This is a genomic window from Actinacidiphila glaucinigra (assembly GCF_900188405.1).
GTDB classification, from domain to species: Bacteria; Actinomycetota; Actinomycetes; order Streptomycetales; family Streptomycetaceae; genus Actinacidiphila; species Actinacidiphila glaucinigra.
The window spans coordinates 204,017-224,860 of sequence record NZ_FZOF01000005.1 but is presented as its reverse complement, the minus strand read 5'-3'; the positions used below and the strand labels follow the sequence as shown (position 1 = coordinate 224,860).

20 protein-coding genes and 1 pseudogene are annotated in these 20,844 nt (G+C 73.2%); 4 read left to right on the top strand and 17 right to left on the bottom strand.

What is annotated here, in order from left to right; translation table 11 throughout:
• Position 1: 1 nt before the first annotated feature.
• Positions 2–1,453, bottom strand: coding sequence for an aldehyde dehydrogenase (locus CHF15_RS12205; protein WP_089223750.1), 1,452 nt, complete (start codon positions 1,451–1,453; stop codon positions 2–4).
• 62 nt (positions 1,454–1,515) lie between these two features.
• Positions 1,516–2,367 (bottom strand): oxidoreductase, encoded by an 852-nt coding sequence (locus CHF15_RS12200; protein ID WP_089223749.1) that lies wholly within the window; start codon positions 2,365–2,367, stop codon positions 1,516–1,518.
• Between the two features lie 173 nt (positions 2,368–2,540).
• Between CHF15_RS12200 and CHF15_RS12195 the strand changes: the two genes are divergently transcribed.
• Positions 2,541–3,086: a TetR/AcrR family transcriptional regulator gene (locus CHF15_RS12195; protein WP_179279756.1), complete on the top strand. Its 546-nt coding sequence runs from the start codon at positions 2,541–2,543 to the stop codon at positions 3,084–3,086.
• Between the two features lie 27 nt (positions 3,087–3,113).
• Here CHF15_RS12195 and CHF15_RS12190 read toward each other — a convergent pair whose 3' ends face one another.
• From CHF15_RS12190 to CHF15_RS46390, 6 genes are all read right to left on the bottom strand, one after another.
• Positions 3,114–3,380, bottom strand: a complete 267-nt coding sequence (locus CHF15_RS12190) for a response regulator transcription factor (RefSeq protein ID WP_089223748.1) — start codon at positions 3,378–3,380, stop codon at positions 3,114–3,116.
• Positions 3,381–3,610: 230 nt separating this feature from the next.
• Positions 3,611–6,487: a SpoIIE family protein phosphatase gene (locus CHF15_RS12185; RefSeq protein ID WP_245938791.1), complete on the bottom strand. Its 2,877-nt coding sequence runs from the start codon at positions 6,485–6,487 to the stop codon at positions 3,611–3,613.
• 47 nt (positions 6,488–6,534) lie between these two features.
• Positions 6,535–6,795 (bottom strand): hypothetical protein, encoded by a 261-nt coding sequence (locus CHF15_RS12180; RefSeq protein ID WP_089223746.1) that lies wholly within the window; start codon positions 6,793–6,795, stop codon positions 6,535–6,537.
• Positions 6,796–7,040: 245 nt separating this feature from the next.
• Entirely contained in the window at positions 7,041–7,694 is a 654-nt protein-coding gene (locus CHF15_RS12175; RefSeq protein WP_089223745.1) for an FMN-dependent NADH-azoreductase, read from the bottom strand.
• A gap of 719 nt (positions 7,695–8,413) precedes the next feature.
• Positions 8,414–8,632 (bottom strand): hypothetical protein, encoded by a 219-nt coding sequence (locus tag CHF15_RS12170; RefSeq protein WP_089223744.1) that lies wholly within the window; start codon positions 8,630–8,632, stop codon positions 8,414–8,416.
• A gap of 196 nt (positions 8,633–8,828) precedes the next feature.
• The gene (locus tag CHF15_RS46390) at positions 8,829–9,188 is read right to left on the bottom strand and encodes a hypothetical protein (protein WP_089223743.1); all 360 of its coding nucleotides are present in this window, start codon (positions 9,186–9,188) and stop codon (positions 8,829–8,831) included.
• 383 nt (positions 9,189–9,571) lie between these two features.
• On the opposite strand from CHF15_RS46390, the gene CHF15_RS12160 reads away from it, so the two are divergent.
• On the top strand, positions 9,572–10,051 hold the full coding sequence (locus tag CHF15_RS12160; protein WP_245938790.1) for a MarR family winged helix-turn-helix transcriptional regulator: 480 nt from the start codon (positions 9,572–9,574) through the stop codon (positions 10,049–10,051).
• A gap of 102 nt (positions 10,052–10,153) precedes the next feature.
• On the opposite strand, the gene CHF15_RS12155 is transcribed toward CHF15_RS12160, so the two are convergent.
• The 3 genes from CHF15_RS12155 to CHF15_RS12145 all read right to left on the bottom strand — a co-directional run bounded on the left by CHF15_RS12155 (position 10,154) and on the right by CHF15_RS12145 (position 11,878).
• Positions 10,154–10,480, bottom strand: a complete 327-nt coding sequence (locus CHF15_RS12155) for a hypothetical protein (RefSeq protein ID WP_089223742.1) — start codon at positions 10,478–10,480, stop codon at positions 10,154–10,156.
• A 175-nt stretch (positions 10,481–10,655) separates the two neighbouring features.
• Positions 10,656–11,294 carry a DUF1345 domain-containing protein gene (locus CHF15_RS12150; protein WP_089223741.1) on the bottom strand — a complete coding sequence of 213 codons (639 nt, stop codon included), beginning with the start codon at positions 11,292–11,294 and terminating at the stop codon, positions 10,656–10,658.
• 110 nt (positions 11,295–11,404) lie between these two features.
• The gene (locus tag CHF15_RS12145; RefSeq protein ID WP_089223740.1) at positions 11,405–11,878 is read right to left on the bottom strand and encodes a carboxymuconolactone decarboxylase family protein; all 474 of its coding nucleotides are present in this window, start codon (positions 11,876–11,878) and stop codon (positions 11,405–11,407) included.
• Between the two features lie 94 nt (positions 11,879–11,972).
• Here CHF15_RS12145 and CHF15_RS12140 point away from each other — a divergent pair.
• A pseudogene (locus CHF15_RS12140) lies at positions 11,973–12,647 on the top strand (class I SAM-dependent methyltransferase).
• A gap of 74 nt (positions 12,648–12,721) precedes the next feature.
• On the opposite strand, the gene CHF15_RS12135 reads toward CHF15_RS12140, so the two are convergent.
• Both CHF15_RS12135 and CHF15_RS12130 read right to left on the bottom strand, forming a co-directional pair.
• Positions 12,722–15,022, bottom strand: coding sequence for an esterase-like activity of phytase family protein (locus tag CHF15_RS12135; RefSeq protein ID WP_089223739.1), 2,301 nt, complete (start codon positions 15,020–15,022; stop codon positions 12,722–12,724).
• A gap of 415 nt (positions 15,023–15,437) precedes the next feature.
• Positions 15,438–15,968: a universal stress protein gene (locus tag CHF15_RS12130; RefSeq protein ID WP_089223738.1), complete on the bottom strand. Its 531-nt coding sequence runs from the start codon at positions 15,966–15,968 to the stop codon at positions 15,438–15,440.
• Between the two features lie 158 nt (positions 15,969–16,126).
• Here CHF15_RS12130 and CHF15_RS12125 point away from each other — a divergent pair, with 158 nt between their 5' ends.
• Positions 16,127–17,005 carry a LysR family transcriptional regulator gene (locus CHF15_RS12125; RefSeq protein ID WP_089223737.1) on the top strand — a complete coding sequence of 293 codons (879 nt, stop codon included), beginning with the start codon at positions 16,127–16,129 and terminating at the stop codon, positions 17,003–17,005.
• A gap of 31 nt (positions 17,006–17,036) precedes the next feature.
• Here the strand turns inward: CHF15_RS12125 and ssuE are convergent, their stop codons facing one another.
• Genes ssuE through CHF15_RS12105 form a run of 4 tightly spaced genes read right to left on the bottom strand, consistent with a single transcriptional unit; the run spans position 17,037 to position 20,839 of the window.
• The gene (gene ssuE / locus CHF15_RS12120) at positions 17,037–17,594 is read right to left on the bottom strand and encodes an NADPH-dependent FMN reductase (RefSeq protein WP_089223736.1); all 558 of its coding nucleotides are present in this window, start codon (positions 17,592–17,594) and stop codon (positions 17,037–17,039) included.
• A gap of 56 nt (positions 17,595–17,650) precedes the next feature.
• A complete protein-coding gene (locus tag CHF15_RS12115) occupies positions 17,651–18,436 on the bottom strand; it encodes an alpha/beta hydrolase (protein ID WP_089223735.1) in 786 nt (261 codons plus the stop codon).
• Positions 18,433–19,479, bottom strand: a complete 1,047-nt coding sequence (locus CHF15_RS12110) for an LLM class flavin-dependent oxidoreductase (RefSeq protein ID WP_089223734.1) — start codon at positions 19,477–19,479, stop codon at positions 18,433–18,435. Before CHF15_RS12110 ends, CHF15_RS12115 begins: the two co-directional genes overlap by 4 nt.
• Positions 19,480–19,498: 19 nt before the next feature.
• A complete protein-coding gene (locus CHF15_RS12105; protein WP_089223733.1) occupies positions 19,499–20,839 on the bottom strand; it encodes an NtaA/DmoA family FMN-dependent monooxygenase in 1,341 nt (446 codons plus the stop codon).
• Positions 20,840–20,844 lie beyond the last annotated feature (5 nt).

The window sequence follows — 20,844 nt, the reverse complement described above, 5'->3', positions numbered from 1 at the left end:
GTCACCGCCGGCGGGTGATCGTCTTGTACTCGACGTAGCCGTTCAGGCCCACCGCGCCGTACTCGCGGCCGACGCCGCTCGCCTTGTGGCCGCCGAACGGGCCGTCGAAGCTCATCGGGGAGCCGTTCAGAGTGACGGTCCCGGTGCGCAGCCGGCGGGCGACCGCCAGGGCGCGCTCGGGGCTCGCGGTCCAGACGCCTCCCGACAGGCCGTACTCGGAGTCGTTGGCGATGCGCACGGCGTCGTCCTCGTCGTCATAGGCGATCACGACCAGTACCGGGCCGAAGATCTCCTCCTGGGCGATGCGCATGCCGTTGTCGACGTCCGCGAACACGGTCGGGGTGACGTAGTAGCCCTGCTCCAGGCCGGGCGGCACCTCGGGGCCGCCGGTGACCAGGCGGGCGCCCTCCTCGATCCCCAGCCTGATGTAGTCGATCACGCGCTGCTGCTGGTCGCGGCGGATCATGGGGCCGATGAAGGTGTCCGGCTCGGAGGGGTCGCCCACCTTCAGCGACTCCACCATCTCCTTCAGTGCCGTGACGACCTCCTCGTAACGGCTGCGCGGCGCCAGGATCCGGGTCTGCAGGATGCAGGCCTCGCCGTTGTTCGCCAGGGAGCCGAAGCGCAGGCCCTGCATCACGGTGGGCAGGTCGGCGTCCTCCAGGACGACGGCGGCGGACTTGCCGCCCAGTTCGAGGCTGACCCGCTTGAGCTGCTCGCCGGCGATCGAGGCGATGCGCCGGCCGGCGCGGGTCGACCCCGTGAAGGCGATCTTGTCGACGTCCGGGTGCGAGACGAGGTGTTCGCTGGTCTCCCGGTCCGCGGGGAGCACGCTGAGCACGCCCTCGGGAAGACCTGCCTCGTGGAAGAGGTCCGCCAGCAGCATCATGCTCAGCGAGTTCTCCGGGGAGACCTTCAGGACCACGGTGTTGCCCGCCAGCAGGGCCGGGGTGAGTTTCGCCGTGGCCGCCGAGAAGGGCGAGTTCCAGGGGATGACCGCGGCGACCACGCCGATGGGCTCGCGCCTGACGACGGTGTCGAAGTCCACCGAGGGGTCCGAGGGCGCGAGGACCTCCTCCCAGCCGAGCTCCCCGGCGGCCTTGAGGTAGGCCTCGACCTGGCGGGTCAGGAAGGGCTGGCCGGCCTTGGTGAACCAGCCCGCCGAACCGTTCTCGGCGGATATGGTCGCGGCGATCTCGTCGGACCGGGCCTCGCGGAGCGCGTTGACCCGGCGGATCACCTCCTGCCGCTCCTTGGGGTCGGTGCGCGGCCAGGGCCCGTGGTCGAAGGCCTCGCGCGCCGCGGCCACGGCCGCGTCCATGTCCGCGTCGGCCGCCTGGGCCACCCGGCCGAGAACGGACCGGTCGTGGGGGGAGCGGATGTCGAGGAGGAGGTCCGGGTCACTGGGGGTCACCCAGGAGCCGCCGATGTAGAGCCTGTCGCGAATGATCATCAGTCATGTCCTTCCGGTGAAGGGGCAGGGGCGTTGGAAAGGGCAGGGGCCGGGCCGGGGGGTCAGGCCGAGCGGGGTGCGGCCGGGTGGTCCGTGGAGCGGCTGACGTGCGCCCACGTCCTGGCCTCCGCGAGCCGCGCCTCCTCGGCGCTCAGCGCGATCTCCAGGGCGTCACTGCCGAGCAGCAGGCGGCGCGGGGGCTCCCCGGCGCCGACGACGTCGACGATCGCGCGGGCCATCCGGGCCGGGTCGCCGGGTTCGTAGCCGCTGTAGGCCGCCAACCGCTCCCCCCACAGCCCGACGGTCTGCCGGTAGTCGGCCGTGATGGGGCCCGAGGTCAGCGCGGCACCGGCGGCCCAGCCGGTGCGGATGCCGCCCGGCTCCACGATGGTCACCTTGATGCCGAGCGGGGCCACCTCGTTCGCCAGGACCTCGGAGAAGCCCGCGACGGCGAACTTGGCGCTCTGGTAGGCGCTGAGGCCCGGCGTGCCGCCGACACGGCCGCCGATGGACGAGATCTGCACGAAGTGTCCCGAACGCCGGCCGCGCAGGACGGGCAGCGCCGCCCGCGTCACGTTGACGACCCCGAAGAGGTTCGCCTCGACCTGCGCCCGGAACTCGTCCTCCGGGAAGTCCTCCACCGTGCCGTTGGTGGCGTAGCCCGCGTTGTTGACCACGACGTCGAGGCCGCCGAAACGCTCGACCACCGCCGCGACCACGTCCCGGGCCCCCGACGGCGAGGTGACGTCCAGCGCGAGGCTCTGCAGGCGCTCGGGGTGGGCCTGCGCCAGTTCTGCCAGTGCCTCCGGCCTGCGCGAGGTCACCGCGACCTGGTCGCCGGCCTCCAGCGCCGCGACCGCGAGGGCCCGGCCGAGGCCCTGGGAACCACCGGTGATCAGCCAGGTGCGTGCCATGGAACGTTCCTCCTGTCCTGTGACGAGCGCTCCCGGCCCGATGGGCGGAACCGAGATCACTGTGGAAGCTCGTCGATTAACTGCAACATCAATGTAGCACTATGGATTGTGAATGCGGCGGGCGTGATGGTGATGTACGTCTAACTGCGACTCGCTGTTATCATGTCGCCATCATGAGAGCTGATGCCGCACGTAATCTCGCCGTGGTCCTGCGCACCGGGGCCCGGCTGCTGGCCGAGGATCCCGGCACCTCGATGTCGGCCATCGCCAGTGCGGCGGGGGTGGACCGGACGACCGTGCACCGCCGGTTCGCCACGCGCGAGGCGCTGCTCAGCGCGGTCTTCCACGCGAAACTCGACTCCGCGGAGCGCGTCCTCGACGAGGCGCGGCTCATGGAGGCGCCCGTGCCCGTCGCCCTGCACCGCTACGTGGAGAGGATCGTCCCCGTCAGCCGCGAGTGGCCTGTCGACACGCGCCGCATGATGCGGCAGGACCCCGACGCGGACCGCCGGCGCGCGGAGCAGAGCGCTCGGCTGGACGCCTTCCTGCGGCGCGCCGCCGACGAGGGGCATCTGCGTCCCGACGCCTCCCCGGAGTGGGTGAGGGCGGTCCTCGACCAGCTGGTGGACACCGTCGCCCACCGTTTCCCCGATGTGGAACCGCCGCGGGCGGCCGACCTCGTGGTGGACACGTTCCTCAACGGTTTCGGCCGGTCCTGACCCGCGGGCGGACGGGGCCCGCGGGGCTCACAGTCCGAGTGCGATGGCGGTGCGGGTGAGTTCGGCGGTGCTGTGGATGCCGAGCTTGGCGCGGATACGGCGCAGGTAGGCGTCGACGGTGTGCCTGGACAGTCCCATGTGGCGGGCGGTCTGGAGGTAGGTGCGTCCCGCGGCGATGTGGCGCAGGGTCTCGCGCTCGCGGGGGGCGAGTTCGGGGAGCCCGGCGCCGGTGTCGGCACCCGTCTCGGCGTCGGCGTCGGTGTCGGCGGGGGGCGTGGCGGGTGCGGGGCTCATGGGGTGTCCTTCGGCGGGGCGGCTGTCGTGCCTGCTCGCGCCCTCGGAAGCGGGAGGCGGATGTCTGATTAGGGTGTTTTGCCCTATATCAACTACCTTCGCTCTGCGGCGTCATCACCCTGTCCGCCGACTGTCACAGACGTGTCACACCGCGGCCCCCGGGGACGGCCCCCGTGACCACCGCCCGGGCGATGCCGGTGCGCACGAGGGACGTCGGACCGCCGGGGCGGTCATTCGAGGGGCGGTACGGCGTCCAGGTCGAACGGCTCCGGCGACGGCAAGCAGACGTCGGGGTCCGGCAGTTGCTGCGCCGTCCAGATGCACTTGCCGTTCGGGGTGTAGCGGGTGCCCCACCGCTGGGACAGGGAGGCGACGAGCTGCAGCCCCCGGCCGCCCTCGTCGGTCTCGGACGCGTGACGGATGCGGGGCATCGTCAGGCTGTCGTCGGAGACCTCGCAGACCAGGTCGATGTCCCGCAGCAGCCGCAGCGTCATCGGGCCTCTGCCGTGGCGCACGACGTTCCCCACCAGCTCGCTGGCGAGCAGCTCCGTCGTCGGCGTCAGTTCCTCCAGATCCCAGGCGGCCAGTTGGTCCCGTACGTGCCTGCGGGCGATCCCCGCCGCCCGCGGGTCCTCGGGGAGCGGCCAGCAGGCGATCCGATCGGGCGCGAGCGCGTGGACGCGGGCGACGAGGAGCGCGATGTCGTCGCTGGTGGTCCGTCCGACGGGGAGGAGCCCCGAGATGAGGGTGTCGCAGAGCGCTCCCAGGTCGGCGCCGTCCGCGTCGACCAGCAGCCGCGCCAGGTCGCCGAGGCCCTCGTCGATCTCGCGCTCGGAGGACTCGACCAGCCCGTCGGTGAACAGCACGAGCAGGCTCTCCTCGGGGATCCGCAGCTCGATGCTCTCGAAAGGCTGCTCGGCCGCTCCCAGGGGCGGGTTCGGCGCCGCCTTCGGGAAGCGCACGGTCCCGTCGGGCTGGACGACCGCGGGCGGGGGGTGCCCGGCGCGCGTGACCGAGCAGATGCCGGTGGTCGAGTCGTAGAGGACGTACAGGCACGTCGCGTAGGAGTCCGCGCCGAGTCCGCCGACGATGTCGTTGAGATGCCCCATGATCTCGTCGGGGGGCAGTTCGAGGCCGGCCAGCGTGTGGACCGCCGTGCGCAGGCGCCCCATGGTGACGGCCTCGGACAGGCCGTGGCCCATCACGTCCCCGATGACGAACGCGACCCGGCCGGCGGACAGCGGGATCACGTCGTACCAGTCGCCGCCGACGTCCGCGCCCTGCTCGGTCGGCAGGTAGCGCGCGGCGAGCTCGCAGGACGGCAGCGCGGGCAGTTGCTGGGGGAGCAGGGCGCTCTGCAGTTCCCGGGAGCGGGTGTGCTCGGCGTCGTAGAGCCGTGCGCGTTCCAGGGCGTGGGCCACCAGGGCGCTGATGGCGCTCAGCAGGGTGCGCTCCTCGTCCGTCAGGCGCCGCGGCTGGTCGAAGGCGACCACGCAGACGCCGAAGGTGAGCCCGGAGGCGGTCAGCGGCAGGAAGGCCCAGGACCCCTTCCCCGTCAGATGCGGGCGGTCCGCCATCGCGGGGTACCGCGCCGCGTACTCCTCCGCGGAGGAGACGAACACCGGCCCGCTGGTCGAGATCGCGTCCCACACCGGGTCCTTGGCGCCCCGGGGGCGGCCCTGGAGGTTGTCGAGGAAGGACTGGGGGTAGCCGACGGACCCCACGTTGTAGGCCCTGCCGTCCTCGAGCGCCTGCACCAGCAGCCCGCTGGCGGCGAACGGCGGCAGCACGCGCTGGGCGACGGCGTCCACCACGTCGCGGGACGTCGTCGCCTTGGCGAGGGCGGCGGTGAGTTCGGCGATCCGTGTCGCGCGTTCGCCGGCCGCGTGCTCGGCGGCGGCGCGGTCGGCCTCGTGCCTGCGCCGGTCGGTGACGTCGGTGAAGTACAGCGTCACCCCGTCGGGCAGCGGGACCAGCCGGACCTGGTAGCAGGAGCCCGTGTCCGGCATGCGTACGTCGAAGCTCGTGGGCGCCGCCTTGGCCGCGGCCTCCCGGCAGCGGGACTCCAGCCCGGGGACCTGCCGCACCGACGGCAGCGTCCAGAGCACCCGGCCGAACAACTCCTCCTCGGAGGAGCCGAGCACGTCCTCCGCCTCCAGGTTGACGAAGGTGATCCGCCAGTCCTCGTCGGCGGAGAGGAAGCCGTCGCTCATGTACCGCAGGGCGCGGCTCAGCGCGTCGCGCGCGGACCGCGACTCGTTGCTCTCCCACGCCGTGCCGATCATCCGGTAGGGCTCGCCCCTGTCGTCCAGGACGACCTTGGCGCGGGTCTCCGTCCAGCCGTAGCTGCCGTCCGGGCGGCGCACCCGGTACTCGGCCTCGAACACGCCGCGGTCCCGGATCGCCTTCTCGGCGGCGGCGAGCGTCCAGCGCAGGTCGTCGGGGTGGACGACCTTCATCCAGCTCTCGACCCGGGGCACGAAGTCGGTGGGATCGGTGCCGTAGACGGCCATGGCCGCGTCGTCCCAGGCGAGTTCGCCCGTGCGGATGTTCCAGTCCCACGTGCCTACCTCGACGGCCTTCAGGGCCTGCCGCAGCCGGCTGCCGCTGGGTTCCTCGTGCGGCGGGCGGGTCGGGGGCGGGGCCTGGTCCACGCGTTCCTGGGCCCAGGCGGTCACCGCCTCGAGGAAGCGCCACTGCTCCTCGGAGGGCTCCCCGGCCGGGCCGGTCACGACGGTCAGCGACCCCACCGAACTCACGCCGTCCGACAGAGCCACGGACGCCAGCCCCGTGCCGGGCCACCCCTTCGCCGCCCCCGGCCGGACGGCGCCGGCCGATCCGTCGGCCGCCCACACGCGGCCGCGCCGGCGCACCGCGCGGGCCGGGACCGCGGGGCTCTCCTGGTCGATGATCTCCCAGGGGCGTACGGAGCCCGAGGACAGTCCGACCGTGGACACCAGGCGCAGTGCGGACATCGGCCCGCACAGGTGGACCGTGCCGCCCAGCCCGTCCAGCTCGGCGACCGCGTGCTGCAGTGCGAGCCGGAGCACCTCGCCCTCGGCGATGCCCTTCTCCACAGCGGCGAGCAGCGCCAATCGGTCGTTCACCATGTAAATGTACATTTCGGGAGGAAAGCTGGCAGGCGAGGCAGGCCTTACCTCGTAGCCCGGTTCCGCCCGGGTTCCAGGACGCCGTCGGGCCGCGGGCCGTGCGCGGGTTCCTCCTGGACGTGCAGGCGGAAGAGCGCGTTCAGCACGTCGTCCGACATGCCGGCGAGGACGGCCTCCGGTGTGGTGGCCATCGCCTGTGCGAGATCGTCGACCAGGTGCGCCAGACCGTCGATGCCGGTCTCCTGCGGGCCGGAGTCCGGGCCGGGGCCGGCGGGGCCGTGGTGAGTGGTCGTCTGGTTGCTCATGCGCATCTTCCGAACGGGGCGGGGCCGCCGCGGCGGGAGGCCGTGCGAGGTGTATGGGACGAGGTCAAGGCTGCGTCAACGTGGCGGAGCGGGCCACGGAACGCTGTTCCTATGCCTCCCGGTACCAGGCCGGGTGCGAGGGGGGCGTGTCCCCCCTGTCCCCCCTGTCCCGCCCGTCTCCCGGCAGGACACGGACGGGACACGGGCGGGACAGGGGCGGGACAGGGGCAGGACACCGGCCGGCGTCAGGCGGCCCTGACGCGCTGCGCGACCTCCTTGCCCTTGGTGGTCGCGTCCTCCAGCGCCCGCGCCCACGAGGCCTCGGCCAGCGGGACGAGCTCGGCCATGGCCGGGTTCGACGCCGCCGCGGTGAGTTCGGGGACGATGAAGTCCAGTTCCAGGCCCATGTACTCGCCGAGGATGGACCGCAGGTAGTTCTGGACGTACTCGGAGGACTCCCGCGGGGTGCCCGGCGCGTAGGAGCCGCCGCGGCTGGCGATGACGGTGACCGGCACGCCCTTCACGCTGGACGTGTCACCCGTCGTGCGGCCGACCATGAGTACGTGGTCGATCCAGCTCTTGAGCGTCGAGGGGATCGTGAAGTTGTACATCGGGGCGCCGAGGAGCACGGCGTCCGCCCGCTCCAGCTCCTCGATCAGGGTCAGCCGGCGCGCGAAGGCCGCCCCCTGCTCGGGTGTGCGGGACGGGGCGTCGACGAAGGCCGCGGAGAAGCCGTGCACGTCGAGGTGGGGGAGCGGGTCGGCGGCGAGGTCGCGGTGGAGCACGGTGCCGTCCGGGTGCTGCTCGCGCCAGGCGTCGCGGAAGGAGAGCGCGACGGTGCGGGAGCGGGAGGCGGAGCCCGGGTGGAGGGAGGAGTCGAGGTGCAGCAGGGTGGCCATGTGAAGTTCCAGGTGCGTCAGGTGGGTTCGTGTCCCCGTGGGGCGGCTCCCCGGCGTCATGGCGCCGGGGAGCCCGTTGGCCCGCGTCGCCGGGGGGTGCGAGGTGCGGGTCCCACGCCTCCACCGTGGAGCACCCGGTTGCCGAGGCCCAAAGAGGGGATTAGCCGCTAACTTTTGGTAAGTGGGGTGGTGTGCGGCGGCGAACCCATCCGGACGGATGGGGAGTTGACATGCGAAGAGGCCCCCGCCCGAGCGGGGGCGGGGGCCTTCGGTGGGAGCGGCGGATCGCCGCGTCGCTCGCGGGGTCGTGCCCGGGCGTCGCGCCGGAGGCCAACCGAGGCCTTGCGACGGCGCGTTCGGTCGCCGGGGCGCGGGCGCGGAGCGCGCCGAGGCCGTCCGCGACGGCGTTCACAACGACGTTCACGGGGTGCGGATCGCCGCGACGACGGACCGGACGGAGCCGGTCCGTGAGGCCGGGGGGAGGCGGCGTCGAGCCGCTGCCCGGACGTTCGCGGCGGCGCGGTGAGGGCGCGGGCCGTGTGCCGGGGCGCGTGGGTGCGCGCGGACTCGCGGCCGACTCGCCGCGGAGGCGCCGGAGTCCGTCGTCCCGGCCGGGGTCGGTCCCGCACGAGGGTGCGGACCAGTGGTTCGTCGGTGCCTGAGCCGGTCATGGGGCTCGGGTCGCGGAGCTCGGTGTCGTGCGGCGGCGCCGGGGTGGTTCAGCCCCGGGTGATGGTGCCGCCGGGGACGGGGGCGTCGCTCGGGCGGCGGTGGGTGCCCAGGCCCGGGGAGCCGATGGCCGTGAGGCCTTCACTGGCGGCCCGCCCGCGGTGCCGTCCGGTGCCGGAGGCGGCGGCCGGGGTCTGCCGGCGCCGCATCGCCACGAAGGCGTTGCTGAGCAGTCCGCCGGACTTCGTCGTCGGGGTGGCCTTGAGCATGGTGCTGGTTCTCCGGGTCTTTCGGTGTGCCGGCGGCATCAGGGGAGGAAGAGGGGCGGGAGCGGGCCGGTGCCGGGCCGTGCGAGGACGGGACGGCTCGGCACCGGTGCGGCTCCCTGCCCTGGCGGCCGGGACGTCGTCGTCCGGTCGCCGGGGTGCGCGTGGTCCGGCGGGGTGTGCCGGATGCGGTCGCGCCTCAGCGGACGGGTCCGTGGCCGTAGGACAGCCAGACGGTCACCCAGTGGCCGTGGCTCCAGCGGGCCAGGCGGTGGCCGTCGAACCGGTAGAGCTTGCCGTCGTACCCGTGCCAGTACTGCACGCCGTGGTGGCCGTAGTCGTAGTGGTGACGGGTGATCTCGTTGTTCCAGCGCCGGTCGTCGTTCCCGGCGCGGTCGCCGGTCCTGTCCCATGCCGTGCTGCCGACGGTCACGGTCTGCCGGTCCTGGCCGGAGGGCCGGGGGGCGGCGGAGGCGGAACCGGTGGCTCCGAGCAGGGCGGTGCCGGCGAGTGCCACCGAGGCGGTGGAGGTGGCGATGATGCGCGTCCACTTGTTCATGACTGGTTCTCTCCTTGCTGTGCCCCGGTGTGCGGGGCGTCGGACGACGGTCCGGCCGGTGGGCCGTTCCCGTCGTGCGGGAGCGATTCCGCGGGGCCGCCGGGGCGGGGCTCCTGGTTCGCAGGCGCTGGATCCGTGAGGGCCGGCGTCGCTGTGAATCGCTGGTGAATGGAACCTAACAGATGATTGATGGCGGTCAATCGTTTAAGGGGTGTGACCATCGCCTCGCGCATGGAATCCGGAGAAGTGGAATAACCCGGCACAAACATCCGCCCGGGGGTGCGGCGGATGTCCGTCCGTGCGTGGATCATGATCACCGGAATCGTTGACGGTCATGGATTACCCGCCCTTCACGATGGTTGGTGCCGCGCTATGATGGGGTCATGGCAGTGAACGAGATCGCGATTGAGGGTGCTGCCGGCGGCGACCCGCTGGAGCAGCTCGGTTTTCTGCTGGCCCGGCACGGCGCCGTCGCCAACAGTCGTGTCCAGCGCGCCTTCGGTTCCTGCGGCCTGGCGCCGCGGGCGGGAGCCACGCTGATGCTGCTCGGCGGGTGCGGGTCCATGGGGCAGCAAGGTCTTGTCGCGGCGCTCGAGGTGGATCCGAGCATCATGGTCGCGATCCTCAACGACCTGGAGTCCGCGCAGCTCGTCGAGCGCCGTCGGGACCCGGCCGACCGGCGCCGCCACATCGTCGCCATCACGGACCAGGGGCGCGGCGTCCTGGCCGAGGCCCGGGCCGCGGTGGACGAGGTCGAGCGGGGGCTCTTCGGGGACCTGTCCCCGGAGGAGGTCGCGGCGCTCCGCGGGCTCCTGGCCCGGGTGCGCACCTCGCCGGGCGACGAGGTCTGCTCCGAGGGCTGAGTCGGGCCCTTCCGGCACCCGTCCGCGTACCGCAACGCGAACAGCACCCCCGGTGGCCGGAGGTGCTGTGGTCTTCGGGTCGGCGGGAACGCCGCCGGACGCTCAGTCGAGGATCACGCCGTTGTTGATGGTGCCGTTGTTGACGTTGGTGGAGTTGTTGTTGCCGACGACGATGATGATGCTGCCGTTGCCACTGCTGTTCGGGCGGTTTCCGCCGTGGTTCCAGCCGCCGTTCCCCCAGCCCCGGTCCCCGTGTCCCCAGTTTCCGCCGTGGCCGCCGCCCCGGCCGGACGTCTTTGCGGCGGCCGCGTGCGCCTCGGACGGAGTGGTGGCGGCGAACGCGGTGGCGGGGATCAGTGTCCCTCCGGCGGCCAGGGCGGTCGCGGCGGTGAGGGTGACGAGGCGCTTGGTGCGTCGGTTGCTGGCCATGGTGGTTGTCCTTCGGGAGCGGTGGTGGAGGGGTTCCGGCGGTGTCCGGTGGGCTGCCCCTGGGGGCGTGAACCCGATGCCTCCAGTAAGCCGGGCGCGGCGCCCGGCGTCATGTCGCTGCAATTCGGGACTTGACAGGAATTTTGAGCCCGGGGTACAAGCTCGCGGGCCGCGGTCAGCCGGTGACCATCCCGGCGACCAGGTTGATGGTGGTGGCCAGGATGCTGGTGCCGAAGACGTACGACAGCAGCGAGTGCCGCAGCACCGTCGCGCGGATCGCCGGGCTGGACACGTCCGTGTCGGAGACCTGGTACGTCATGCCCAGGTTGTAGCTGAAGTAGAGGAAGTCCCGGTACGTCGGCGGGTGCGGGGAGTTGAAGTCGATCCCGCCCGCCGAGGCCGCGTAGTACAGGTACCCGTAGCGCGCGGCGTACATCAGGTGGAGCGCCGCCCAGGCCATGAACACCCCGCCCAGCGCGGTCGCCGCCGCGGCGTGATCCCTGTCGGAGCCGCCGCGCAGGAGCAGGACGACGATGGCGAGCAGCCCGCACAGGGCCGCGCCGACCACCACGAGTTCCTCGACGACCGGCCGGAAGTCCTCCCGCCGGGCGTTGCGGTGGGTGGCGGCCGAGTCCATCGGCCACAGCACGAGCCAGCCCGTGACGACGAAGACCGCCTCCGTCGCGGCGATCCCGGCGAGGACCCCCAGCGAGGCGTCCGTCAGGACGCCGCCGACGACCGCGCCGGCGGCCGCTCCGACGACGATCGCGCCTGCCAGCCGGGGGACCGCTGAGAGCGGCGAACTGGTGCTCATGCCGCATCACGCTACAACCCGTCATACATGGTTCACGGCAGCGGCACTTGGGATCGCCCGGAGGGGCGGGCGGTGCCCCGGCTCGTTGGGGCGGGCCGGGGCGTCCGTCCTCAGCCGAACTGGCCGGGCCGGTAGTCGCCGGCGGGCTGGCGGTTGATGACGTTGACGCGGTTGTAGGCGTTGATGACGGCGATGAGGCCGATCAGGGCGACGAGCTGGTCCTCGTCGTAGTGCTTGGCGGCGTTCGCCCAGACCTCGTCCGTGACACCGCCGGCGGCGTCGGCGATACGGGTGCCCTGCTCGGTGAGTTCGAGGGCGGCGCGCTCGGCCTCGGTGAAGACCGTGGCCTCGCGCCACGTGGCGACCAGGTTCAGGCGCACCGAGGTCTCGCCGGCCGCGGCGGCCTCCTTGGTGTGCATGTCGGCGCAGAAGGCGCAGCCGTTGATCTGGCTGGCGCGGATCTTCACCAGTTCCTGGGTCGTGGCCGGCAGGCCCGACTCCGCGGGCACCTTCCCCGCCGAGTTGAGGTGCTTGAAGAACTTGAGCGCGAGGGCGCTGCCGAACAGGTTCACGCGGGCTTCCATGGCGGTCTCCTCTTGCGTGGTGACGGGTACGCAGCCATGACGGGCGGGCCCGGGGAAATGTGACGCGGCCACGGATGTGACGTGGGTCTCACCCCTGGGTGGCTTCGCCCCCGTCGCCGACGAGGAATTCCGGGACCCGCGGCCCGCCGCGCTGTGCGGCGTCCTCGAGAACCCGGGGCGGGGCGGCCTCGGCGCGCGCCGGGTCCTGGACATCGGCTGCGGAACGGGGGTGTTCGCCCTGCGCCCGGCGGGCCTCGGCATCGAGGTCGTCGCCGTCGACCCGGCCCGGGCTGCCCTCGACGTCGCCCGGGCCGAGCCGGGGCGAGCGGGTCCGGTGGATCCACGGTGATGCGACGGAGCTGCCGCCGCCGGGCGTGGACCTTGCGACGATGACGGCCGACGCCGCCCAGGTGATCGACGACCTCGGGGCGTGGCGGGACACCCTGCGCGGGGCGTAAGAGGCGCTGCGGCCGGGCGGCCGTCCGGTGTTCGAGACCCGGGATCCGGCGAAGCGCGCATGGAAGGGCTGGAACCGGGAGGCGTCGCACCGGTTCGTGGACGTGCCGGGCACCGGACCGCTGGAGCACCGGGTCGAGCCGCTCGACGTCAACGGGCCGCTGGTGACGTCCCGTTGGACCTACGTCCCGGCCGCCGACGGGAGGAGGCGGAGGCGGTGTTCACCGCGCAGGGGCACGTCCTCGACGAGGTGCGGGACGCCCCTGACCGGGCCGGCCGGGGGTTCGTCTTCGCGCGCCGTCCGGAAGCGTGACCCGCCCGCACTCCCCTGACGCGTACGGCCGCCGGTGGAACCGGCGGCCGTACGGGGGAGGGCGGCGCGGACGATCAGCGCTTCCCGAAGACCTTCTTGCCGGAACCGAGGTCCATGAAGACCGTCTCTCCGGTGGCGTCGGCCAGGCCGTCGTTGTCGGTCACGGCGTAGACGTGGCCGTCACCGCCCACGGTGAGGCCCTCGAGCTTCTCCTGGGTCCACCCGTTCGTCGCCCGCAGGTCGGGCAGCACGTCGTGGGCCAGCTTCTTGGGCAGTACCTGGAGCGGCCCGGAAGCGGCGGCGGACTTCGGCATGTCGACCGTGTACACGCGCTTGATCTTCGCGGCGGGGCCGTTCAGCTTGTCCCGCTCGATCAGGGCGAGCTTGTCGCCGACCGCCGTGATCTCGGACAGGCCGATCCAGTCGCCCGGGGTCTCCGTGGTGCCGATCCGGTAGCCGAACCAGCTCCAGGTGCCCGACTGGACGTCGTAGCGGCCGATCCGGACGACCCCGGCCGGGTCGCCCTTGACCTCGCGCTGCAGGGTGGCCCAGACCACCTCGCGGCCGCTCCGGTCGGTGGTGGCGGTGACGCCCTCGAAGCCCTGCTTCGCCAGGCCCGCGGCGACGTCCGCCGGGAGCGGGACGACCTGCCGGGTCACTCCGTCGCGGTCGAGGCGGACCAGCTTGTTGCCGTCGCCGGTCGCGCCCTCGACGGCGAGCCAGAAGCCGCCCTGCGGGCGGGCGTGGATGCCCTCGGCGTCGTAGCCGACCGGCTTGCCGTCGGCGTCCTTGACGGTCAGGGCCCGGGTGATGACCGCCGGCTGCCGCGAGGTGTCGATGGTCATGATCTTGGTGACGGAGTACGCCGCGTCGGTGACCGTGTACAGCTCGTGCGGCCTGCCGGGGACGGCGGACAGCGCGCCGAGCGCGCCCCAGCCGATCGGCGCGCCGTCGGAGTCCGAGGCCGAGACGATGCCCGGGAACGACGGGGTGCCCTTGCCGAGCTGGAACAGGCTGACCGAGGCCCGCACGTTGACCGAGGCGTCGTCCTCCTCGCTGGAGACCACGAGCAGGTCGCGCGACGGGATCGGCAGCAGCCCCTCCGGGCCGTTGGTGGTGGCCAGCATCTGGCGGAAGACCGGGGCGGTCGGGCGGCTGACGTCGTACACGGCGACGAAGTTGCTGCGCTCGGAGCCGACGAAGGCGTACCGCACGCCGTGGAAGGTGGCGACGACCACGCCCTCCGGCTCGGTGCCCTTCTTGGCCGCGCGGTCCTCGTTGTGCAGGCCGTAGCGGACGGCGAGGCGCTCGAAGCTGTTGCCCGCGTCCCAGACGACCTTGCCGGTGCGGCTGTCGAAGACGGTCCAGCCGCGCGTGCCGCCCTTCCAGTCGCCCTCGTTGGCGGTCGCGAAGTAGCGGTCGTCGATCCAATTGACGGCGTCGGGCTCGCGCCGCACGTCGGTGATCGAGCCGGTCTGGTCGATGACGCCGTCCTTGACGGTGTCGATGCCGCGGACGGTGGCCGTGCCGGCGGTGAAGGCCTTGGTGATGCGGCCCGTCGGCAGGTCCACCAGGACGACGCCGTTGTTCTCCTGCAGCGTCACGGCCAGCTGGTTGCGGCCGTTGACGGCGACGTACTCCGGCTCCGGGTCGGTGGGCTCCACGATCCCGGCGGCGGACAGCACGGGCAGCGCGGTGCCGTCGGGCCGGGTCAGCGGCACGGCCCGGGTGCTCCAGTGCTGCGGCGCGGCGCCCTTGAAGTCGACGATCTGCACGAAGCCGGCCGGGGCCTGGGGCAGGTCGCCCTCCTCGCCGCCGGGCGGGGTCGCCTCCTCGTCGCGCTCGTTCTCGATCGCGATCGCGGCGTACCGCTTGTCCTTGGTGATGGTGATGGAGTCCGGCTGACCGCCCAGGTCGAAGCTGGTGACCCGCTTGCGGTCGCGCAGGGATATGACGTCCAGACGCCCGGAAGGCGTGGCGTAGCCGCTGCTGGTGTTCACCACGACCAGCACGTACTGGCCGACCACCGCCACGGAGGTCGGCTCGTCCTCGGCGTCGCCCAGCTCCGTCAGCGACAGGGTGCCGAGGCCACGCGGGCTGCCCGGCTTGCTGATGTCGAGGAAGCCGATCCGGCGCGCCAGGGCGTCGGTGTAGACCAGGGTGCGGCCGTCCTCGCTGACCGCCGAGATCTCGGCGACGGTCGCCGTGGCCGGGTCCTCGCCCACGGGGCGGTTCTGGAAGACCGGGTAGGTGGCGGTGCGCTGGAAGGTCGGCGCCACGTGCGGGTGGTGGGCGCTCGCCGGGCTCGCGGCCACCAGCGTGCCGGCAGCGACAGCCGCGGTCGTGAGCGCGGCGTAGGTTCTCTTGGGGAGCATCGTCTCTCCGTTGCGCTACGGTCGGAAAGGCGATCATCTCGCCGCCGGGCCGGCACAATCGGGCCCGCAGGTGAACAACCGGCGAAGTTCGCGCACGAGGTGCCGGTCGGCGCCCCCGGGTCTCAGGGCGCGGCGGAGGGGCGGCGGACGGCCGGGGCGGCCGCGGAGTACCGGGCGGCGCGCCGTGGGGGAGTCTCCTGGGCGTACGGGACCGCGGGAGCGGACCGCTGCCGGGGGATCTGGCAGCCGCGGCACAGGGCGAGGCCACCGGGAGCGGCGATGAGCGTCCCCCACCCGCGGCAGGTCCGGCACCGGCGGGCCCTGCGGGGATCTGCGTGGGGGGCGGGGCCGGTGCCTCGGGTCATACGGGGGTTCCCTCCTCGGGGCGGGGTGTACGCGGCGGCCGCGGCGGGGATCAGCCGTGCTCCCGACGCGCCGTCAGCCGGACGTCCCGCCGACGGCAGCGGCGCAGCAGTCTCGCCTCGCGGGGCAGCAGGCGCGGCCCGCCGATGATCACGAGGTCGCACACCGCGCCGGCGAGGACGGCCCTCTGCACGGGCCTTCGGTGCACACCCATCGATGAGCGCGAGGACCGTGCCGCGCCGACGAGCAGCAGGTCGGCGGCACCGGACGCGACGGCGCACAGCACCGTTCCCGGGGTGCCCCTGAGGACCCGCCGCTCGATCCGTACCTCCGGCGGCAGGCCGCCGAACGCGTCGTCCAGGGCCCGGTCCAGACGCCGAGCCGCATCCTCGGCCCAGAGGCCCGCCCAGGAGGACTCGGGCCGGGCGCGGTACAGGGCCTCGCCCTCCGGCGGCTCCCACGCCATGACGGCGAGGAGCGGCCGGCCGGTGGCCCGGGCCTCGGCAAGCCCGCGGCGCAGCGCCGCGAGACTGGCGAGGGAGCCGCTCACACCGACGACGACCCGGCCCGCCCGGCCGGTCATGAGCCGGCCCCGTGGGCGGTGGTGCCCCGGAAGAAGGGCGGTGTCGCGTTCGGCATGGCCGCGTCCCCTCTGTCGGTCCTGTGAAATCCCTGCCAGCGTGACCGCGCGCCGTACGATGAGGCAAATCGATGGCATTCATCCCGTGATGCGAGGCACCGATGGACGTGACTCTGCGGCAACTGAACGTGTTCGTCGCGATCGCCGACCACCGCGGGTTCGGTACGGCCGCCGCCGCGCTCGGCATGAGCCAGTCCTCGGTGTCGCACTCACTCGCGTCCCTGGAACGTGCCGTACGGGGCGAGCTGATGCGGCGTACCGCCCCTGCCGGGCCCACGCCCCTGGGCGACGCGCTGCTGCCGCACGCACGCGCCACCCTCGCCGCGGCCCGGGCCTTCGCCGCGGCGGCGGCCGCCCGGCACGATACGGCGGCCGAGGGCGCGATCACCGTGGCCGTGCCGCCGACCGCCGCGCACGGGCTGCTGCCGCGGTTGCTGAGGCTGTGGCGCGACAACGCCCCGCACGTCGAGATCAGGATCTTCGAGGGCTTCGCCGAGGAGATCACGCAGTGGCTGGAGAGCGGCACGGTCGACGCGGCGATCCTCATCGACCCGGACCCGGTGCCCCGTGGGGCCGTCCCGGTCGCGACCGACGCGCTGGAGGCCGTCATGCGCGGCGACCATCCGCTGGCGGGCGAGGACTCCATCGCACTGGCCGATCTCCTGGACGACCCGCTGCTCGCCACCACCTCCGGTGCCGAGAGCCAGCTCAGGGAACTCCACGCGCTGGCCGGGGTTCCGTACCGTCCCACGCAGCACATCCGTGAACTCGGCACGCTGCTCTGCATGGTCGAGGCCGGCCTCGGCGTCGCGGTCGTCCCCTCGCTGGCAGGGAGCATGCTGCCGGGCGGGCTCACCCTCGTCCCCGTACTGCCGCGGGTGGAACGGAGGTTGCTGCTCACCGGCCCGGCCACGCGCCCCTGGCATCCGCACGTGACCGCGATCCGCGATCTGTGCCGGGAGACCGGGCCCGCGACGTGAGCCCCGCGCGCGGCGCACGGCGGGCGGGGGCTCACCCCGTGGGCGCCAGTGCGGCCGTACGGCCTCCCAGGGCGACGGAGAAACGGTCGGTGACCTGCGTCAGGGCCTCGGCCGTCGCGGGCGCGACGGTCAGTGTGCCGTCGTCGGCGACGGTGAGGTCCTTGTCGAGCGTGAACCACCCCGGCACGACGTGGCCGGCGCCCATCGAGCTGAGCACCGGACGCAGCGCGTAGTCGATGGCCAGGACGTGGGCCGTGGTGCCGCCGGTGGCCAGCGGCAGCACGGTCTTGTCGGCGAGGGCGAACTGCGGCAGCAGATCGAGCAGCGACTTCAGCAGGCCCGAGTAGGCGGCCTTGTAGACGGGCGTGCCGATCACCACGCCGTCGGCCCGCTGGAACAGGGCCGCGGCCGCGACGATGGCGGGGTGGCGTACGTCGGCGCCGAGCAGGGCCTCGGCGGGCAGCGTCCGCACGTCCAGGGGGACGACCTCGTGGCCCTGGAGCCGGAGCCGGTCGTCCAGATGGCGCAGCAGCCGTGCCGTGCGGGAGGTGGCGGAGGGGCTTCCGGAGACGGAAAGGATGACGGCCATGGGGACCTTCCTGGTTCGGGCGGGCGGGTTGGGGGCGAGCGGGGACCTCGGCGCGGTCACCAGGTGCTGGATTCCACGGCCACAACGGGCATCAGCCCGTTGCGCAGCGTCTCCAGGAAGGTGACGACCTCGGCTGCCACGGAGCGGTGCTGTGTGTCGTTGAGCACGTCGTGATGGGCGCCGCGGACCACCGAGAGCCGGGCGCGGCGCTGGGACTTGGCGGCGCGAGCGAGCGCGGCGTGATCGGCGAGCGGGTCGGTGTCACCGACCAGGAAGAGCGCGGGAAGGGCGAGTTCGGCCTCGTACGCGGCGGTGAGCAGGGGGTCCGGCAGCGGCTCGCCCAGCGAACCCCGGCGTACACGGGGATCCCGGGTGAGCGTGTCGCGGTGGGCGGGGCAGGAGGTGCGGACGTCGAGTTCCCCTTCCCAGCCGCCTGTTTCGGCGGAGGCCGCCCGGCCGGGGAGCCCGGCGAGGACGACGCCGTCCGGCCGGACCCCGGCGGGTCCGGGCCGCCCGAGGAGCGCGGCGAGGGCTGCGGCGCCCGAGTCGGCGCCGACCAGGACGACGGGGGCGGCCGGTGGGCCGGCGGCGGTGCCCTCGACGGCGGCCGCGAGGCGCTCGCCGAACCGGGTCAGGGAGCCGTCCGGGTCGCCGGCGTCCGGCTCCGGGGCGGCGACGACGCGGACGCGGTGGGCGTCCGCGGCCAGCCGCCGCCCGAAGCGGGTGTAGGTCGCCGGTGTCTCGCCGCGGCCGGGCACCACGACGACCGTGCCGCGGGTGAGCAGGCCCTCGGGGACGTGGTGGTCGGCGTGGGCCGTGGTGCCGGGGGTGTGGTCGGTCATGCCGGGACTCCCGTCGGCTCGGGCCGGGGCCCGGGTTCGGCCGTGCGCCGCCAGCCCAGCTCCGGCGCCACCTCCGTCGCGATGAGTTCCAGTGCGCGCAGGGCCGCGTCGTGGTCGGGGACGGCGGGATTGAACTGGGTGATCAGGTCGGTCGCGACCGGCAGGACCCGCTCCTGCCGCAGCGCCGCGACGATCTCCTCGGGATGCCCGTGGAAGGAGTGGAAGCGGCGCAGCGCCTCGTCCAGGTCCAGGCCCTTCGGGAAGGCGCCGCCCTCCGCCATGCGCAGCGCCGCGCGGTGCACGTCGTCACCGATCTGCCGCAGCGCCGTCCGCCGGTCCTTCGCCGGGAAGACGAAGCGGGACAGCCCGATCCGGGGCCGGCGCGGCCGGTCCCAGGCGCGGAGGTACGCGTCCGCCCACGGGCGCTGTACCGCGTCGGTGGGGGAGTCGAAGCCGTACGCCGCCCGGTTGAGCAGGAGGTTCGACCCGCCGGCCGCCGCGTAGGCGGCTCCCTGCGTGCTGAAGGCGCCCTGCCAGATACGGTCGCCGAAGCCGCCGGCGGCCGGCTGGACGCGGAAGCCGGGAGCCCCGACCTCCGCACCTGCCAGTGCCCGGCGCAGTACGTCGAGGTGTTCGCTGGTCAGTTCGCGCTTGCGGTCGACGTCCCGGCCGAAGGCGGCGTACTCCAGGGCGTTGTAGCCGCTGCCCACGCCGATCTCGACGCGGCCCCCGCTGAGGGTGTCGACGGTGGCGACGTCCTCGGCGAGCCGGATCGGGTCTTCGAGCGGGAGGATCGTCACGGCGGTGCCCAGCCGGATCCGCGTGGTGCGCGCCGTGGCGTGGGCGAGGAACGTCCAGGGCGAGGCCAGTCCCCCGCCGCCGAGGGGCACGTGGTGCTGGGCCACCCAGCCGGTGTCGAAGCCCAGTTCGTCGGCGGCGACGAAGAGTTCCAGGGCGTTGCGGTAGGTGCGGACCGGGTCGTCGTCGCGGCCCTGCACATGGGTGAGGAAGCCGAGCCTAAAGCGCGGGCTCTCGGTGGTCATGGCCTGTTCCCGTCCGTCCTCAGTCGGCCACGAGCAGGTGCTCGCGGGTGTGGCGGTTGGCGGGGACCGGCAGGCCGAGGTGGCCGCGCAGGGTGTCGGCCTCGTACGCGGTGCGGAACAGGCCGCGCTTCTGCAGCAGCGGCACGACGCCGTCCACGAAGAGTTCGAGTTCGTCGGCGGTCCGGAAGGCGAGGTTGATGCCGTCGAAGGTGCCGGCCGCGAACCACTGCTCGATGGTGTCGGCGACCGTGTGCGGTGACCCGACGAAGGGGGAGCTGCGGAACTCGTTGGCGGACTGCGCGACCTGGCGTAGCGTCAGATTCTCGGCCCTGGCGCGTTCGATGATCCGGGCCGCGCCCGTGCGACCGCCCTTCTCGGCGAGGTGCGCCACGTCGGGGAAGGGCGCGTCGAGGTCGTGCACGCCGAAGTCGTAGGCGCTGAAGGAGCGGCCGAGCAGCGCGAGGTTGCGGTCGAAGTCGTTGTCCTCCTCGAAGATCTCCCGCTCGCGGCGCCGGGCGGCCGCGTCGGTGCCGGCGACGACGGGCCCGCCGTGGATGAAGATCTTGATGTGGTCGGGGTCGCGGCCGTAGGAGGCGGTGCGCGCCTTGATGTCGGCGTAGTACTCCTGCGCCTGCCGGAGGGTGCCGCCGGGCGCGTAGATGCCCTCGGCCACCTGCGCGGCCAGGTCACGGCCCTCCTCGGAGACGCCGGCCTGGAAGATCACGGGCTGGCCCTGGGGGGACCGGGACAGGTTGAGGGGGCCGGCGACCGTGAAGTGCTCGCCGGCGTGGTCGAGCGCGTGCAGCTTGGCCGGGTCGAGGAAGACGCCCCGCTCCACGTCGGCCGGGAAGGCGTCGTCCTCGTAGGAGTCCCACAGGCCCCGGGCGACCCGCACGAACTCCAGGGCCCGGCCGTACCGTGAGGTGTAGTCCAGGTGCTCCTCGAACCCGAAGTTCCTGGAGGTGCCCGTGTCGAAGCTGGTCACGACGTTCCAGCCGGCGCGGCCGCCGCTGATGTGGTCGAGGGAGGCGAAGCGCCGGGCGAGGTTGAAGGGCGAGTTGTACGTCGAACTCGCCGTGCCGACCAGGCCGACGCGGCGGGTGTGCGTGGCGACCGCCGACAGCAGGGTCAGCGGCTCCAGGCGGTTGAGGTAGTGGGCGGGGTAGGTGGCGTTGATGTACTGGCTGTCCACGATGAAGAGGGCGTCGAAGAGCGCGTGTTCGGCCGCCTTGGCCTGCGCGATGTAGTAGTTGATGTCGATGCTGGCGTTCTTGGCGACGCGGGCGTCCTTCCACAGGCCGTGCTGGCCGGGGCCGCCGACGCCGTAGGGGTGGAGCGCGAGGTGGATCCTGCGGGACATGGTGG

Bases quoted from the DNA above. Each gene is read 5' to 3' on its own strand.
- CHF15_RS46390 (WP_089223743.1), bottom strand. From the start codon at position 9,188: ATGAACAAGTGGACGCGCATCATCGCCACCTCCACCGCCTCGGTGGCA.
- CHF15_RS12145 (WP_089223740.1), bottom strand. From the start codon at position 11,878: ATGGAAGCCCGCGTGAACCTGTTCGGCAGCGCCCTCGCGCTCAAGTTC.
- CHF15_RS12200 (WP_089223749.1), bottom strand. From the start codon at position 2,367: ATGGCACGCACCTGGCTGATCACCGGTGGTTCCCAGGGCCTCGGCCGG.
- CHF15_RS12175 (WP_089223745.1), bottom strand. From the start codon at position 7,694: ATGGCCACCCTGCTGCACCTCGACTCCTCCCTCCACCCGGGCTCCGCC.
- CHF15_RS12170 (WP_089223744.1), bottom strand. From the start codon at position 8,632: ATGCTCAAGGCCACCCCGACGACGAAGTCCGGCGGACTGCTCAGCAAC.
- CHF15_RS12190 (WP_089223748.1), bottom strand. From the start codon at position 3,380: ATGAGCCCCGCACCCGCCACGCCCCCCGCCGACACCGACGCCGACGCC.
- CHF15_RS12105 (WP_089223733.1), bottom strand. From the start codon at position 20,839: ATGTCCCGCAGGATCCACCTCGCGCTCCACCCCTACGGCGTCGGCGGC.
- CHF15_RS12180 (WP_089223746.1), bottom strand. From the start codon at position 6,795: ATGAGCAACCAGACGACCACTCACCACGGCCCCGCCGGCCCCGGCCCG.
- CHF15_RS12110 (WP_089223734.1), bottom strand. From the start codon at position 19,479: ATGACCACCGAGAGCCCGCGCTTTAGGCTCGGCTTCCTCACCCATGTG.
- CHF15_RS12135 (WP_089223739.1), bottom strand. From the start codon at position 15,022: ATGCTCCCCAAGAGAACCTACGCCGCGCTCACGACCGCGGCTGTCGCT.
- CHF15_RS12125 (WP_089223737.1), top strand. From the start codon at position 16,127: ATGGACGTGACTCTGCGGCAACTGAACGTGTTCGTCGCGATCGCCGAC.
- CHF15_RS12150 (WP_089223741.1), bottom strand. From the start codon at position 11,294: ATGAGCACCAGTTCGCCGCTCTCAGCGGTCCCCCGGCTGGCAGGCGCG.
- ssuE (WP_089223736.1), bottom strand. From the start codon at position 17,594: ATGGCCGTCATCCTTTCCGTCTCCGGAAGCCCCTCCGCCACCTCCCGC.
- CHF15_RS12195 (WP_179279756.1), top strand. From the start codon at position 2,541: ATGAGAGCTGATGCCGCACGTAATCTCGCCGTGGTCCTGCGCACCGGG.
- CHF15_RS12130 (WP_089223738.1), bottom strand. From the start codon at position 15,968: ATGACCGGCCGGGCGGGCCGGGTCGTCGTCGGTGTGAGCGGCTCCCTC.
- CHF15_RS12160 (WP_245938790.1), top strand. From the start codon at position 9,572: ATGGCAGTGAACGAGATCGCGATTGAGGGTGCTGCCGGCGGCGACCCG.
- CHF15_RS12155 (WP_089223742.1), bottom strand. From the start codon at position 10,480: ATGGCCAGCAACCGACGCACCAAGCGCCTCGTCACCCTCACCGCCGCG.
- CHF15_RS12115 (WP_089223735.1), bottom strand. From the start codon at position 18,436: ATGACCGACCACACCCCCGGCACCACGGCCCACGCCGACCACCACGTC.
- CHF15_RS12205 (WP_089223750.1), bottom strand. From the start codon at position 1,453: ATGATCATTCGCGACAGGCTCTACATCGGCGGCTCCTGGGTGACCCCC.